The 13,712-nt window shown below is 63.0% G+C and carries 18 protein-coding genes and 1 tRNA gene; 9 read left to right on the plus strand and 10 right to left on the minus strand.

Annotated features, from left to right (window positions below; translation table 11 throughout):
* Positions 1-160 precede the first annotated feature (160 nt).
* A complete protein-coding gene (locus KBY78_RS10600; protein WP_006171879.1) occupies positions 161-304 on the plus strand; it encodes a chlorophyll a/b-binding protein in 144 nt (47 codons plus the stop codon).
* Positions 305-549: 245 nt separating this feature from the next.
* On the opposite strand, the gene KBY78_RS10605 is transcribed toward KBY78_RS10600, so the two are convergent.
* The gene (locus KBY78_RS10605; protein ID WP_255143561.1) at positions 550-789 is read right to left on the minus strand and encodes a hypothetical protein; all 240 of its coding nucleotides are present in this window, start codon (positions 787-789) and stop codon (positions 550-552) included.
* Between the two features lie 60 nt (positions 790-849).
* Here KBY78_RS10605 and KBY78_RS10610 point away from each other — a divergent pair, with 60 nt between their 5' ends.
* The 5 genes from KBY78_RS10610 (at position 850) to KBY78_RS10630 (ending at position 4,634) form a co-directional block, all read left to right on the plus strand.
* Positions 850-1,083, plus strand: coding sequence for a hypothetical protein (locus KBY78_RS10610; RefSeq protein ID WP_255143562.1), 234 nt, complete (start codon positions 850-852; stop codon positions 1,081-1,083).
* Positions 1,084-1,311: 228 nt separating this feature from the next.
* Positions 1,312-1,560: a hypothetical protein gene (locus tag KBY78_RS10615; protein WP_037979852.1), complete on the plus strand. Its 249-nt coding sequence runs from the start codon at positions 1,312-1,314 to the stop codon at positions 1,558-1,560.
* Between the two features lie 69 nt (positions 1,561-1,629).
* Entirely contained in the window at positions 1,630-2,370 is a 741-nt protein-coding gene (locus KBY78_RS10620) for a J domain-containing protein (protein WP_255143563.1), read from the plus strand.
* 58 nt (positions 2,371-2,428) lie between these two features.
* Positions 2,429-3,094, plus strand: a complete 666-nt coding sequence (locus KBY78_RS10625) for an SDR family oxidoreductase (RefSeq protein WP_255143564.1) — start codon at positions 2,429-2,431, stop codon at positions 3,092-3,094.
* Between the two features lie 4 nt (positions 3,095-3,098).
* Positions 3,099-4,634: an alpha-amylase family protein gene (locus KBY78_RS10630; protein ID WP_255143565.1), complete on the plus strand. Its 1,536-nt coding sequence runs from the start codon at positions 3,099-3,101 to the stop codon at positions 4,632-4,634.
* On the opposite strand, the gene KBY78_RS10635 is transcribed toward KBY78_RS10630, so the two are convergent.
* The 8 genes from KBY78_RS10635 to ftsH all read right to left on the minus strand — a co-directional run bounded on the left by KBY78_RS10635 (position 4,623) and on the right by ftsH (position 11,463).
* Positions 4,623-5,114, minus strand: coding sequence for a hypothetical protein (locus KBY78_RS10635; protein ID WP_255143566.1), 492 nt, complete (start codon positions 5,112-5,114; stop codon positions 4,623-4,625). The two genes, KBY78_RS10630 and KBY78_RS10635, sit on opposite strands and share 12 nt — an antisense overlap.
* Before the next feature lie 119 nt (positions 5,115-5,233).
* Entirely contained in the window at positions 5,234-6,025 is a 792-nt protein-coding gene (locus KBY78_RS10640) for an NAD(P)H-dependent oxidoreductase (protein ID WP_315856660.1), read from the minus strand.
* Positions 6,026-6,113: 88 nt separating this feature from the next.
* Positions 6,114-6,557: a DUF6691 family protein gene (locus KBY78_RS10645; protein ID WP_006171871.1), complete on the minus strand. Its 444-nt coding sequence runs from the start codon at positions 6,555-6,557 to the stop codon at positions 6,114-6,116.
* Positions 6,554-7,003 carry a YeeE/YedE family protein gene (locus tag KBY78_RS10650; RefSeq protein WP_255143568.1) on the minus strand — a complete coding sequence of 150 codons (450 nt, stop codon included), beginning with the start codon at positions 7,001-7,003 and terminating at the stop codon, positions 6,554-6,556. The genes KBY78_RS10645 and KBY78_RS10650 overlap by 4 nt, the downstream gene beginning before the upstream one ends.
* Before the next feature lie 662 nt (positions 7,004-7,665).
* A tRNA-Ala gene (locus KBY78_RS10655) sits at positions 7,666-7,738 on the minus strand.
* A gap of 96 nt (positions 7,739-7,834) precedes the next feature.
* Entirely contained in the window at positions 7,835-8,473 is a 639-nt protein-coding gene (lexA, locus tag KBY78_RS10660; protein ID WP_255143569.1) for a transcriptional repressor LexA, read from the minus strand.
* 86 nt (positions 8,474-8,559) lie between these two features.
* Positions 8,560-9,525, minus strand: a complete 966-nt coding sequence (gene argF / locus KBY78_RS10665) for an ornithine carbamoyltransferase (RefSeq protein WP_255143570.1) — start codon at positions 9,523-9,525, stop codon at positions 8,560-8,562.
* Between the two features lie 57 nt (positions 9,526-9,582).
* Entirely contained in the window at positions 9,583-11,463 is a 1,881-nt protein-coding gene (gene ftsH, locus KBY78_RS10670) for an ATP-dependent zinc metalloprotease FtsH (protein ID WP_006171861.1), read from the minus strand.
* Positions 11,464-11,586: 123 nt separating this feature from the next.
* Here ftsH and KBY78_RS10675 point away from each other — a divergent pair, with 123 nt between their 5' ends.
* The 3 genes from KBY78_RS10675 (at position 11,587) to KBY78_RS10685 (ending at position 13,392) form a co-directional block, all read left to right on the plus strand.
* Complete coding sequence (locus tag KBY78_RS10675; protein WP_255143571.1) at positions 11,587-12,219, plus strand: SOS response-associated peptidase; 633 nt, start codon at positions 11,587-11,589, stop codon at positions 12,217-12,219.
* A gap of 86 nt (positions 12,220-12,305) precedes the next feature.
* On the plus strand, positions 12,306-13,091 hold the full coding sequence (locus KBY78_RS10680; protein WP_006171850.1) for a potassium channel family protein: 786 nt from the start codon (positions 12,306-12,308) through the stop codon (positions 13,089-13,091).
* 55 nt (positions 13,092-13,146) lie between these two features.
* On the plus strand, positions 13,147-13,392 hold the full coding sequence (locus tag KBY78_RS10685) for a Nif11-like leader peptide family RiPP precursor (protein ID WP_255143572.1): 246 nt from the start codon (positions 13,147-13,149) through the stop codon (positions 13,390-13,392).
* 28 nt (positions 13,393-13,420) lie between these two features.
* On the opposite strand, the gene KBY78_RS10690 is transcribed toward KBY78_RS10685, so the two are convergent.
* The coding region (locus KBY78_RS10690) for a hypothetical protein (RefSeq protein WP_255143573.1) at positions 13,421-13,712 on the minus strand (292 nt) is incomplete at its 5' end.

The following is a 13,712-nucleotide window of genomic DNA, read 5'->3' on the forward strand; positions in this document are numbered from 1 at the left end:
CGGTGTGGACGTGAGCCGGGACCCCTGCAGCAGCGCCGAGCCGCGAGCTGGAGGCCTCAACCGCTGAGGATCCGCAGCGCGGCCGCATCAGCCCTTGGCCGCCTCTTAACAATGCTCAAAGATTTGTGTTACGCTTCGCAAAGGTCATCGTACTCCATCCATGACTGACTCCACCACCCGCTTCGGTTTCGTCGCTTTCGCTGAAACCTGGAATGGCCGCCTGGCCATGCTCGGCTTCGTGATCGGCCTGGCCACCGAGCTCCTCACCGGTCAGGGCATCCTCAGCCAGATCGGTCTGGGCTGATCGCGGTCTCCACGAGCGACATCTTCCCCGTCATGACGGGTTCATCTCCGGCCATGACCAGAACTCTGGCGTTCACCTTCAGTCTTGCTCCTCCCCAGCCGGGGGAGGAGCAAGACTGCTGGCAGCAGGTGATTGCTGATCATCAGGCGTCCCTGAATGAAGCCCGTGCTCTGCGTATCCTCCGCTGCCCCCAAGGATGGACCGGCAGCCTGGATGACCTTGTTCAAGATGGTCGGGCCAGAGCTTCATGCGAAGACCCCTTCGCCGATTCTTCCACGGTCGGCTCGACGCGGGAGCGCTTGATCTGCGATGCCGTCATTCCCCGTTTTGATGCCGCTCACCTCTGGTTGCAAGTGCATCTGCTCGACTGTGGCGACGGTGATCCGGCCACCGACCACCCACTTCGCTGCCAATGGCTCGATGCAGTCCCGCTGCAGCAGCTGAGCAATGAAACCTGTTGGTTCTATCCAACTGAGGATGGCCATTACCTTGCGTCAGAACGATCCTGCTCGGTACGTCTCGGTGTAGGCGTGCTGGCGGAGGGCTTGCCGATCTCCCAGACTTGGTCCTACGACCGGGGTGATCTGCGTCTGCTCTGGTCGTTGATGGCCGATGACGAGGATCTCAGTTGCGTGGGGCTGACCTACCAGCGCCGTCGCATCGAATTTCCTCGACAGGCAGAGATTCCAGCCGCCAGTGCCACCTGGTCGTCCTTCCGGGTGGATGGCATCGCCGATCCATCCTTCCAGCGCCTCTCGACGATTTCAACCTACAGCTGACGGCTCCCTCACCCCTGGCTGAAGCAACATCACACCCGTGAACTCCACGCTGCGCAGGGTTGGATCGGCTCCTGTGCTGAGGTCAGCGAAAGACTCAGCCACTCGAAAATCGGGCTGATCGAAAGCCCGCAGGAAGATCCACGATCGTGGCGAGTCAGGCCGTTGGTGTGCGATCACGTCGAACCACTGACTTGCGATACGATTTCGGCGACTGTTGCTTGTTCGGTAATGATTGTGATCAAGGTCGCAAACTCTTCTTCGGTGGTGGCCTCGCGTATCGGTCGCTTTCTTGCTGATCTCACTCCCAGTGGCTTCGATCAGAACAAAGTGGAAGATGAATTAATGAAACAGTTGGTGGAACAGCTTGCGGCCCAGGGCATTCAAGGCGAGGTGGCAGCTGTGCGAGGTATGGATCTGCATAACAAGGACTTCAAGATTGAGCAGCGTATCCAGGTGCGTCGGCATCAGTTTTTTTAGATCTGGGACAGCATGGTCCTGTGTGGCGCTGCTGCAGCTGGCCGCCGATGCGCCTCAGGCCGATTGAGCATGGGGTTTGATCCGCGCAGCTGGGCTCGAGTGCCGGCTCGGGGAGCCCAGGTCACCGCCAACATCGACGCGCTGCTCGCCGAGAACGAAGCGCTGAGACGGGAAGTGGCTCATCTCCGCGGGCAGCTGTTCCGCCGGCAGTCCCCTGGACCTGCTTGCAGGGGGGATGTCAGTGCCGAGTGGGTGCAGGTCTGGGGTGAGGCGCTCGCCAGTCATCCCCGCTGGCGTGAGCTGCGGGTGGGGGCCTCGGCGCGGGTGGGGGAGAGGCTGGTCTTCAGCGGCCTGCGTGGCCTGCTCGAGCACTTGCGCGGCCAGTGGAGTGATCCGCGTGCCCAGCTGGAGGAGGAGCTGGATCGCCGCCTGCCAGGTCTCGGCAGCTCCCTGCGGCAGGCCCTGCGCGGCCCGCAGACCAAGTCTCGCCTGGCGGTAAGGCTCGCCTTCGCCATCTATGGCGTGCGGGCGCCTGAATGGCTCTCGGAATCGCCCTTGCGTGTGGTCGACGACCTGCTGGAGCGGATCGCCGCCCTTGAACAGGAGGCCGCCCGCCCGGCCCCGGCCGAGGACAGCAGAGATCACGAGCGGGCCGCCGCCTTCGCGCTGCTCGGTCTGCGCAGGGGTGCTTCGCGCGAGGCCATCAAGCGGGCGCACCGCCGCCTGGTGAAGACCCACCATCCCGACCAGGGTGGATCCGTTGACGACTTTCGCCGCATCCATGCGGCCTACCAGCTGCTGATGGCCTGAGACCAGCTCCGATCCCCCATACGATCCCTCCATCAGCCGATCCCTGTCCCGTTGCACCATGGCCACCCACCTGATCACCGGCGCCAACCGTGGCATCGGCGCTGAGTATTGCCGACAGCTGCGGGCCCGCGGGGAGGAGGTGGTGGCGGTCTGCCGGACCGCTTCACCGGAGCTGGAGGCGCTGGGGGTGCGCATCGAAGCCGGTGTGGACATCACCTCCGAGGCCGCGATCGTTTCCCTGGTGGAGCGGCTGGGAGATCTGGCGATCGACGGGTTGATTCACAACGCCGGTGTGTATGAATCCACGAGCCTGGAGACGCTGGATCCCCAGAGCCTGCGCCGCCAGTTCGAGGTGAATGCCATCGCCCCCCTGCAGCTCACCCGAGCCCTGCTGAATCATCTGCGTCCCGGCTCCAAGGTGAGCCTGATGACCAGCCGGATGGGCTCGATCGCGGATAACAGCTCCGGCGGCTCCTACGGCTACCGGATGTCGAAGGTGGCGCTCTGCATGGCCGGCAAATCGTTGGCAGTCGATCTCAAACAGCGGGGCATCGCCGTGGCTATCCTTCACCCCGGCCTGGTGAGCACCCGCATGACGGGCTTCACGGCCAACGGCATCACACCAGAGCAGTCGGTGCGGGGCCTGCTGGAGCGCATCGACGCCCTCAGCCTGGAGACTTCCGGCACCTTCTGGCATGCCAACGGTGAGGTGTTGCCCTGGTGATCCGATGAAGCTCCGCTCGCTGGCTGGTTCAATCACTGGCCTTATCCTCTCGATCGGCGGATTCGGGGGATGGCTCCTCGGCTTCAGTGCTGAAGTCAGGGCGGATGTGATCCTGCATGCCTTCGATTGGTCGTATGCAGACATAGCCGAGCAGGCCGAGGCGATCGCGGCACTCGGGTACAAGGCGGTGCTGGTGACACCTCCGTTGAAATCCCCGAAATCAGAACGTTGCGAGTGGTGGCTGCGGTATCAGCCTCAGGATTTTCGGGTGATCGACCATTGTGATGGCAACAAGGAGTCCCTTGTTCTGGCGATTCAGTCTCTCAAGGCCAGGGGTGTGAAGACCTACGCCGATGTGGTGGTCAATCACATGGCGAATGAGAGAAATGCCGCAACTGTGTTTCCAGGTGATGTCACTCTGCGGGAGTATCAGGATCAGCAGCAGTACTGGAGCCGGCAGATTCTTTATGGTGACAGTAACCATGATGGAATTCTCGATAACGGAGTGATCCCAGATGACGGCACTCCTGATGGGCTATTCGGGCCACAGGACTTTCACTCTGGAGCCTGTATTCGCGATTACAACAACCGTTCATCGGTGATTCGCGACCGTATCTGCGGTCCTGATCCTGATCCAGGTCTGCCCGATCTGATGGACACCGATCCCACCAGGACCTGGGTGAAGGACCAACGCAAGCAATATGTTTTGGCTCTCTACGACCTTGGCATCCGCGGTTTCCGCATCGATGCCGCCAAGCACATGCCGAATGGCGCCATCAAGTCCTTTGTGCCAGAGGAGGTTGCCAGAAATTCCCATGTTTTCGCGGAGATCATCACATCTGGTGGAGCCACCTCGAGTGATTATCAGCAGTATCTGGAACCCTACCTCCGGGAACTTCCAGCGGAGTTTGGTGCCTATGATTTCCCTCTGTTCAATGCGCTCAAGCAGGCCTTCTCGTTTGGACGCCCTCTCTCGGATGTCGCTTTTCCCTTTCCTAGTGGCGATGCCCTGGCCAGCAACCGTGCCGTCACCGTGGTGGTCACCCACGACATTCCCTACAATGAAGTATTCAGGTCACTGATCTTTGATCAGAATGCTGAGGCTTCTGTTGATGAACATTTAGCCTATGTGTACATCATGGGTCGAGATGGTGGGACCCCCCTGGTGTTTGACGATCAGTCGGATGGCCGCTCCAACAACGGCCGCTGGCGCGATGTGTGGAACAGTGATCGAATGCGGCGCATGATTGCCTTCCACAACCTCATGCAGGGCAAGTCGATGGAGGTGATGGCCGCTGACGCCTGCACCCTGCTCTGGCGCCGGCAGGAGGACGGGATTGTGGCCATCAACAAATGTGGTCAGCAGCGATCGATCACAGTGGACACCCGTTTCAAGTTCAGGTGGAATCACCCCTACCGCGACATGCTCACGGATGCTGTGCTTCCTGAAATCAAGGGAACCAGGTACACGTTTCACATCCCGGCCCGTAGCGCCAGGATGTGGGTTGCGTTTGGCTCCAGCGTAGTCCTACGCCACTAGCGCGATGATCTGGGCCGCGAAAGTCACCGCGGGCTCGCTGTTAGGCGGGATTGGTCCTTCCGGAAATGGAGATACTGAATGGAAATCAAGATCAATGGGCGGTGACAGGAAGGAGGCATGGAACACATTCGAATAGCTGCCATCCGCCAAGGCGAACTGCAGCCCACTGGTGCTGAGCTGCGGGCCGTCAGCCACTCCCTGTCGCCGAACCTGATTGTCTCCGGTGTAGGGGACACCGGTGTCGGGATTCACATTTCCTGGAATGCCTTCGCCGGCAGGAAACAGTCCCGTGATCCGCACTCCGTTGCGGCGACCGATGATGGCATCAATTCCGTACGATCCATCGCCACCTCGATCAGGGTCTGTCAGGAGCAGCCCGCCGGCTGTGACAGGATCCACCTCCGCATCGAGGCCTCGGTACTGCCAGGACCAGATCACTGTGGTGCTTGGGTAAATTCCGAACAGGGAAATCTTCTGCACGTTTGGGAGTCCCTCCATGGGGATCAACCTCTGCTCATGGAACTTGGCTTCTCAATCTACCGCCATCCGTTGGAATGTTCGCCATCAAGGAGAGTCGAACGCGGTCAGCGTTGTCTGACTCACGCTCGGTGCTCGGGATTCTGAAGATCCTGATGGCAGCCTGCATCCCAGCGGCTTGGCACATTCCCATGGGCCGGATAGCCGCCAGTGTCCTTGAGCATTCGTGCCAGGTGAAGGCAATTCCAGGCCAGGAAGGTGGTGTTCCGATTCGTGAATTCATTCTCCGGTCCGCCCGACCCCGGATCCAGGTAGGACGGTCCAGGCCCTGCTTCTCCCACCCATCCCGCATCGGCTTGGGGCGGGATGGTGTAGCCAATGTGTGAAAGAGAAAAAAGAATATTCATGGCGCAGTGTTTGATTCCATCCTCGTTGCCGCTGATCACGGTAGCGCCTACTTTCCCGTAGTCGTGGTATTGGCCTCTGGCGTTGACCTTGTGGGTGTAGCCGTACATTCGCTCCAGTACGCGGTTGCAGACAGAGCTCTTTTCTCCAAGCCACACCGAGGTGCAAAGCAAGAGAATGTCACATTGATCGATCTTTTCCTGAATCTCTGGCCAGTCGTCATTTGTCCACTCCGCAGTCTGACTCATGTCCAATCCAAGCCCTGCCGCGATGTCATAGTCCACAGGCCGGAGGATCTCACACGCTGCTCCTACTGATGCAAAGACGTCACGGGCGATGCTGATCACGCCTTCAGTATGAGATAGTAATGGCGTGCGATTCAGTGTGCAATTAAGAATCAAAACCTTCAAGTCTGTGTAGCTAGAAGGGGTTGTCTCGCTTAAGCTGAGAATGATCTCTGAGCATCTCTGGCTCGTCATTAATGGGTATGCGGGTGCTGAGTATTGCATTCTAAGTGCGTCTTCCCTTCGACCTCGCCTCTAGATGGTGTAATCCTGCACAATCAATCATCAAGTGCCGAGCAGGCCAGTCCAGCGCCTAGACCATGTCGTTCTGAGGTCTGGCCGCTTGCCTGGCCAGGCTTTCGGACAGCAGGCCCTGGAGATAAGCTCCCAGAAACATGCCGGCCAGGCCGATCAACACAGGCCCGTTGCCGATGCCCAGGCTGGCTACCGCCGCTCCGGGACAAAGGCCAGACAGGCCCCAGCCCACACCGAAGATCACCGCACCTGGCACAGTGCCGGGCAGCATGCGCTTCACCTGGTGGGAGAAGGGCAACCCCAGCAGGGTTGTGGATCGCAGCCTCGGGGCCAGGTGGTAGCCGATGGTGGTGACAGCCAGTGCTGAGGCCATCAGTAGCAGCAGGCCAAAGTCGCGCAGCTGCAGGAAGCTCAGCACCACCTCGGGACGGGTCATGCCGCCCAAGGCCAGTCCGTAGCCGAACAGGCCTCCACCAAGCAGGATCGCGATCAGGCGCTTCATGGGGTCACCCCCAGCAGGCGCACGATCTGGGCCGTGACGATGGCCACACCCATGAACACGGCGACCGCCAGCAGCGAGGCCCTGGAGAACGAGGCCAACCCGCAGATGCCATGTCCGGAGGTACAGCCTGAAGAGAGCCGGGTGCCGAAGCCCACCAACAACCCTCCCAGCGCAAGACGCCACCAGCTCACCGATGTGACGAAGAACGCCTGGTTGATCCAAGCGAACAGCCAGGCTCCAAGCACCAGGCCCAGCGCGAACAGCAGCCGCCACTGCCGGGAGCTTCGCTCTGCTTTGAGCGGCGTGAAATAGGTGAGGGTCGAGCTCAGAAAGGAACTGGCTCCCGCTTTGACCCCCAGGGTGAGATACATGACCATCAGCCCCAGGCCAATCAGCAGCCCCCCGGACAGGTAGGGCGTGATGCCTTGGGGAAACGCGTCACTCATCGATCTGGTCACTCCGTGACAGCCGGAAGCTAGCCATGGACCCAGCTCCATGCCAACAGCAGCGTCACGTTCTGGCACTGGTGACAAGATGAGAGAACGTGAACGGTTCAGAAGCGATGACATCGCCATCCGAATCACTGCAGAAATTTCTGACTTCTGTCCATGCGGACGCCGACCTGCAGGAGGGACTGAACCGTCCTGCAGGTCATGGAGGCTGCCGTGAGGGTTGCCCGTGCGGCCGGCTTCCTTTTACGCGACGCCGATCTGATCGCCTCTCCTGCTGTGCCCACCAGGCTGTAGATCGAAGGGGCACGTCCTGCCGAGGGCGATGTCATCGATTTCGACGGCGATGGCGAGCCTGATGCCGTGCAGCGCAGTGGGCGTTGGGTGATGCAGGACTCCGATTCCTGATCAGGTGTGTGGGAGGTGACGATGAACCTCGTGGGTTGCGCCTCAACCTGCAATGACAGCCGATCTCGTCGTGCACTGGAACATGTCCTGAAGCTCGGAGCTCGGCCAATTCTGACTGCGGAAATCACGCCCCACAGCCTAAGGAATCAGAGGAAAATCCTCTGACAAAACTGTGTGGAGTTGGCAGGAATTATTTGGGAAAGTTTGTCTGTTGTACGGCCGGTCTTGGGCGGAAGGACTGAGGAAATCAATGGAGCCAAGCGGACTCGAACCGCTGACCCCCTGCATGCCATGCAGGTGCTCTACCAGCTGAGCTATGGCCCCATGTGTTGGCCTGGCGAACCGAACGCTGGACGATCGGCTGGGCCTTTGGGCCCTTGCTTTGGCGCTTGAAGAGCTTACAACCCAGCGGTCAGCTGCTCACACCTGGCGCCAGACCGCCACCATGCGGCCCTGGACGGTGACCTGCTCGGCCTCCAGCTCGATTGGCGCGTAGGCGGGGTTGGCGGCTTCTAAGCGCACTTTGCCTCCCTTGCAGCTGAAGTGCTTCAAGGTGGTTCCGCTGCCGGCCACGTGGGCTGCCACGATCGTGCCGGGCCTGAGCCGGGCCGGATCGCTCACGGGCTCCATCAGCACGATGTCCCCGTCGTCGATGTGGGCGTCCACCATGCTGTCGCCGTTCACGGTGAGGGCGAACAGGCCGCGGGTGTCCAGCAGCGGCGCGAGATCGAGGCGCTCGCGCACGTCGTCGAAGGATTCGATCAGGCCGCCGGCGGCCACCGAGCCCAGCACGGGAATCCCCCCGGTGCCGGAGGGACCAAGCAGCTGGAGGGTGCGGGCCTGGCCTTCCTGCCAGGTGATCCAGCCCTTCTGCTGCAGGTGCCGCAGCCGGCTCTGGATCGGCGCCGGGGAGCGCAGGCCCATCGCCTCCATCATCTGGCGGATCGAGGGGCTGTGGCGATGCTGCTGGATGTACTGCACCAGCCAGTCGTAGAGCTGTTGCTGGGCACTGGTGAGGTCCTGGCCGCTGGGGGCGGTTGGTCTGGAGGAGACGATCACCGGCAGTACGCATGAACCATGACCCCAGTGTTCCCCCGGGGGCGCCGGTTGTCTACCCCCCCAGAGCATTGGTTGTCGCCTCAGAGTCAGCGCGTTTCCGGATCAGCCAGCAGGGCAGCCAGCAGGGCCTGCTGCACATGCAGACGGTTCTCCGCCTGATCGAACACCCGGCTGGCGCTGCCTTCGATCACGCCGGCACTGATCTCCTCGCCGCGGTGGGCCGGCAGGCAATGCAGCACGATGGCGCGGGGGTCGGCTTCCGCCAGCAGCGCCTCATCCACGCAGAAGCCCGCGAAGGCCTGCAGCCGCTGCTGCTGCTCCTGCTCCTGGCCCATTGAGGCCCACACATCGGTGTAGAGCACTTCGGCTCCCCGCACCGCCGGCACTGGCTCATGCAGCACCGAGACCGTGGCGGCGCGGCCCGCCAGTGCCTGGGCCTGGGCCAGCACGGCGGGATCGGGTGCAAAGCCTTCCGGGCAGGCCACGCGCACGTTGATTCCGAGCAGGGCGCCGCAGAGCATCAGCGAGTGGGCCATGTTGTTGCCATCACCCACGTAGGCCATGGTGAGGCCTTTGAGGGAGCCGAAGCTTTCGCGGATGGTGAGCACATCAGCCAGGGCCTGACAGGGGTGCTCCAGATCGGTGAGGGCATTGATCACCGGAATCGAGGCCCAGTGGGCGTACTCGGCCAGCTCCTGCTGCTCGAAGGTGCGGATCGCCAGGGCATTCACGTAACGGCTCAGCACCCGGGCGGTGTCGGCCACCGGTTCGCCGCGGCCCACCTGGGTCACGGAGGGGTTGAGGTCGAGGACCTGGCCCCCCAGGCGGCCCATCGCCACGGAAAAGCTGACGCGGGTACGGGTGGAGGCCTTGGTGAAGATCAGGCCGAGGGACTTGCCGGTCAGGTCGAGGCGCAGGGAGCCACTTTTGAAATCTGCCGCCAATTTCAGCAGCGCCAGGGTCTGCTCAGCATCCAGATCCGCTGAAGACAGCAGATCCCGGCCGCGCAGACCAGCGAGACCGGGATAGCTCTGAGTGAAGTGCGGTCCCATGACCCCATTTCAAAGATCCCTTATCGGGGACAACGTGCCCCCGCGTCAAGGGGTGGATCAGACAGGAGCCAGCTCGGCTTCGCTGGGAAGGGTGCTGGAGGCCAGCAGATCCTTGAGCTCATCCCCCTCGATCACCTCCTTGTCGAGGATCTTGCCGGCGATGTCCTCGAGCAGACCGCGGTTGCCGTGCAGGATCGCCAGGGCCCGGTCGTGTGCTCGGTCCACCAGGGCCCGCACCTCCTTGTCGATGGCCTGGGCGGTGGCATCGCTGACCGAGCGGCGGGGGTTGGAGCCGGCGCCGAGGAAGCGGCTGCCGCCCTGCTTGTCGTAGGCCAGGGGGCCGAGCGTGTCGCTCATGCCGTAGGTGCCGATCATCTGCTCGGCGATGTCGGTGGCGCGCTGCAGGTCGTTGGCGGCACCGGTGGTGACTTCACCAAAGACGATCTCCTCGGCGGAGCGGCCCCCCAGCAGAGTGGCGATCTGGCCTTCGAGGTCTTCCTTGGAATTCAAGAAGCGCTCCTCGGTGGGCAGCTGCAGGGTGTAGCCGAGGGCGGCCATGCCGCGGGGAACGATCGAGATCTTGGCCACCTTGCTGCCTCCGGGCATCAGGTGCCCCACGATGGCGTGCCCTACCTCGTGGTAAGCCACCACTTTCTTTTCATCGGGCTGGAGCACCCGGCTCTTCTTCTCAAGGCCCGCCACCACCCGCTCGATCGCTTCGTTGAGATCCTTCTGCTCCACCGTGGTGCGGTAAGCGCGGGCGGCCAGCAGGGCGGCCTCATTGACCAGGTTGGCCAGGTCAGCGCCGGCGAACCCGCTGGTGGCCTGGGCGATCTTGTCGAGGTCGACGCCCTCGGCCAGCTTCACTTTGTTGGCGTAGATGTCGAGGATCTTCTTGCGGCCGGAGAGGTCGGGACGATCCACCAGCACCTGGCGATCGAAACGGCCCGGGCGCAGCAGGGCCGCATCGAGGGTTTCGGGCTGGTTGGTGGCCGCCAGCACGATCACCGGCTTGTCCTGGCCGGTGAAGCCATCCATCTCGGTGAGCAGCTGGTTGAGGGTCTGCTCCCGTTCATCGTTGCCGCCCACCACGCCCATCGACCCGGAACGGCTCTTGCCGATGGCGTCGAGTTCGTCGATGAAGATGATGCAGGGTGCCTTCTTCTTGGCCTCCTCGAACAGGTCGCGAACCCGGGCTGCGCCAGCGCCCACGAACAGCTCCACGAACTCGGAGCCGGAAATGATGAAGAAGGGCACACCGGCCTCTCCAGCCACGGCCTTGGAGAGCAGGGTCTTGCCGGTGCCGGGAGGGCCCACCAGCAGCACGCCCTTGGGGATGCGGGCGCCGATAGCGGCGTAACGCTCGGGGTTCTTGAGGAAGTCAACGATCTCGTTGAGCTCGGTTTTCGCCTCATCCACACCGGCCACATCGGCGAAGGTGACGCGAGATTCCTCATCCGGCACGTAGACCTTGGCCTTGGATTTGGTGAAGCTCAGGGCCCCCTGGGCGCCGCCGCCCATCTGACGGCGGGCGAAGAACTGCAGCACCAGGATGAAGATCAGGGGCGGCACCACCCAGCTCAGCAAGGTGGTGAAGAAGTTGGGACGCTTCGGCGGTGCGGCGGCGAATTCCACCCCCTTCTGCTCCAGGCGCTGGGGCAGCTCCATGTCGAAGATCGGCGTGGTGGCGAGCACCGAGGGGGCACCCTCCTCAGCGTCGGTGATCTCGTAGCGGATCTGGTCCTGGGTGATGTAGGCCCGTTTGACATGGCCGTCGTTCACCTGATCGATGAACAGGGAATAGGGCACCCGGGGCACCTGGGCTCCCGTATTCGGAAGGAAGTTGCTCAGAAGCAGCAGGACCCCAAAGCCGATCAGCACCAGGTTGATGATTCCGAAGCGCCTGTTCGGGCGGTTGTCGTCCTGGCGTAGAGCCATGGTGGCGGGCGCGGCAATGACGCCAAACTAGGCGGAGCGCATCTGGCGGTGACCCGCGCCGCGGGGGTGAGAACCGAACGTCACCTCAGCCCTAGCCTGCGCTCCACCCCACTCCTGGTCGCCATGTGTGGTCGGTTCTGCCTCACCACCGACCTGGATCAGCTCCTGCCGAGACTGGGCGGCCGCCTGCCGGCGGAGCTGGAGCGCCACTACGCCCCCCGTCCCCTGATCCAGCCCGGCCAGCCAGTGCTGGCTCTGTGCCAGGAGCACGGGCTGATCGCCAGTGCCCTGATGCTCTGGGGCCTGCTGCCGGAGTGGGCCAAGGATCCTCTCAATGCGCCGAGGCCCTTCAATGCCCGTAGCGAAACTGTGGCTGAGAAGGCCTCCTTCCGCGGTGCCTGGCGCCACCGCCGCTGTCTGCTGCCTGCCGATGGCTTCCTGGAGAAGGGCTGGCTGATCCGCCGGCTCGACCGGCAACCCTTCTGGCTGGCGGGGATCTGGGACCGCTGGATCGGTCCCGACGGCAGCGAACTGGAGAGCTGCTGTGTGCTCACCACCAGCCCCAACGCCCTGGTAAAACCCCTCCACCAGCGCATGCCGGTGCTTCTCCCCGATGGTCTCGAGCAGGCCTGGCTCGCTCCGGCCGATGGGGCCGGCCTGCGGGCGCTCGAGCCCCTGCTCACAGGCTGGGATCCCAGCGGTTGGGAGGCGCTGCCGCCGCAGCGGTCCAGGGAGCAGCTCTCTCTCTTCGCCTGAACGGCTGGCTCAGCGCCGCGCTTTCGTCACAATGCAGGGCAGGCTCCCCAACTGCCTCTCCGTCTTTCGAAGCTCCCCTGACCCCCTTGCGCTTCCACCATCGCGCCAGCCTCACCAGCGAGGTACGTCAGAGGCGTCGTCACCGCTTCTATGCCCACCTGCTGCTGATCACCCTGGTCGTGATGGCCTGCCTGGCGCTGCCCAAGAACCTGAACAGCCTGGCTGGGATTGGCTACAGCCTGACCACCCTGCTGCTGATGGTGGAGCTCGATGGCTCGATCCGCCATGGCGGCAAGGGCAATCCCCTGGATCGTCCTTTTCGGCTACTCGGCCTGTCGGCTCTGCTGGCCCAGTGGTTCTGGTACTTCACCCCCTTGACGCACCGAGAAAGCGGCTGGCCTCTGCTCGTGCTCACTACGTTGTTCGTGGGCTGGAGCGTGCTGCGTCTGGTGGGATTTCTGGCGGAGGAACAGAAGGTGAACGGGAGGGTGCTGATGGGGGCTGTCTCGGGATATCTGCTGTTGGGCCTGACCGCCGGCCTGTTGTTCACGGGTCTTGAGACGATCCAGCCCGGGAGCTTCTCGAGCCTGCACGACCCTGTGGCGTCTCTGTTCTCCACGGGTCCGATCAGCCAGGCCAGTCCCCAGATGCAGCTGGTGGATTTTGCCCGGCTCAACTACTTCGCTTTCGTCTGCCTGACCACGGTGGGTTTCGGTGATGTGCTGCCTACGACGCCCCTCTCTCAGATGAGTGCCGTGGCCTTCAGCGTGATCGGCCCGATCTACATGGCCATCGTGATGGGTTTGCTGATCGGGCGTTATGCCTCAGGCAAGGCGGTCCGAACCGACCGCGACGACCCCCCTGGCACCTGAATCCGCCGGCGGGTCTCCGCCTGGGTTAGTACGGAAGTCAGTTGAATCCTCTTCCGTGGGCCTGCATCACCTGGACGCCTTCCTGCTCCATGCCCGCAGCTCGGCGTCGCTGCAGCAGCGCCTGCAGCAGCCCCTTGATCTGGAGGCCTTCCTGCAATTGGCCCGCCAGGAGGGTTTCCCCGTTGAGGAGGGCGACGTGCTTGCCGCCCAGCAGCGGGAGGAGGGCCAGCTGAGCGATGAGGAGCTGCAACAACGGGCCGGCATCGAAGCCCGGCGGCTACGCACGTTCATCCCCGGCTGAGCCGTCAGCGCGGAGATCAGTCCGGCGATCAGCGCAACCGCTCCTGCCCCTGGCCGAAGGGAGCACGGCTGGGCTGAGGCTGCTCGCTCAGCCAGGCCAGCAGTGCGCTCAGTCCCAGCAGCAAGGCCACGGGCAGCAGCCAGCTGCGGCGTTGCCCCCAGCGGCCATCTCGTCGACCACCGCCCAGCAGGGCCAGACGGCGAAAACCACCGGCACTGGGGGTGGCGCCTGCACCCAGGGGCAGGCTGCAGCGGCCGCAGACCATCCGACCGGCGAGGCTGCGGTCGCGGCGAACTTCCCAGCTTCCGCAGCGGGGGCCT

The organism is Synechococcus sp. EJ6-Ellesmere, assembly GCF_024345875.1.
GTDB lineage: Bacteria > Cyanobacteriota > Cyanobacteriia > PCC-6307 > Cyanobiaceae > Regnicoccus_A > Regnicoccus_A antarcticus.

What these genes read in the sequence shown, in the direction of transcription:
- KBY78_RS10600 (WP_006171879.1), top strand. Translation starts at nt 161, where the DNA reads ATGACTGACTCCACCACCCGCTTCGGTTTCGTCGCTTTCGCTGAAACC.
- KBY78_RS10605 (WP_255143561.1), bottom strand. Translation starts at nt 789, where the DNA reads ATGGCCATCCTCAGTTGGATAGAACCAACAGGTTTCATTGCTCAGCTG.
- KBY78_RS10615 (WP_037979852.1), top strand. Translation starts at nt 1,312, where the DNA reads ATGATTGTGATCAAGGTCGCAAACTCTTCTTCGGTGGTGGCCTCGCGT.
- KBY78_RS10620 (WP_255143563.1), top strand. Translation starts at nt 1,630, where the DNA reads ATGGGGTTTGATCCGCGCAGCTGGGCTCGAGTGCCGGCTCGGGGAGCC.
- KBY78_RS10625 (WP_255143564.1), top strand. Translation starts at nt 2,429, where the DNA reads ATGGCCACCCACCTGATCACCGGCGCCAACCGTGGCATCGGCGCTGAG.
- KBY78_RS10630 (WP_255143565.1), top strand. Translation starts at nt 3,099, where the DNA reads ATGAAGCTCCGCTCGCTGGCTGGTTCAATCACTGGCCTTATCCTCTCG.
- KBY78_RS10640 (WP_315856660.1), bottom strand. Translation starts at nt 6,025, where the DNA reads ATGCAATACTCAGCACCCGCATACCCATTAATGACGAGCCAGAGATGC.
- KBY78_RS10645 (WP_006171871.1), bottom strand. Translation starts at nt 6,557, where the DNA reads ATGAAGCGCCTGATCGCGATCCTGCTTGGTGGAGGCCTGTTCGGCTAC.
- KBY78_RS10650 (WP_255143568.1), bottom strand. Translation starts at nt 7,003, where the DNA reads ATGAGTGACGCGTTTCCCCAAGGCATCACGCCCTACCTGTCCGGGGGG.
- argF (WP_255143570.1), bottom strand. Translation starts at nt 9,525, where the DNA reads ATGGGACCGCACTTCACTCAGAGCTATCCCGGTCTCGCTGGTCTGCGC.
- ftsH (WP_006171861.1), bottom strand. Translation starts at nt 11,463, where the DNA reads ATGGCTCTACGCCAGGACGACAACCGCCCGAACAGGCGCTTCGGAATC.
- KBY78_RS10675 (WP_255143571.1), top strand. Translation starts at nt 11,587, where the DNA reads ATGTGTGGTCGGTTCTGCCTCACCACCGACCTGGATCAGCTCCTGCCG.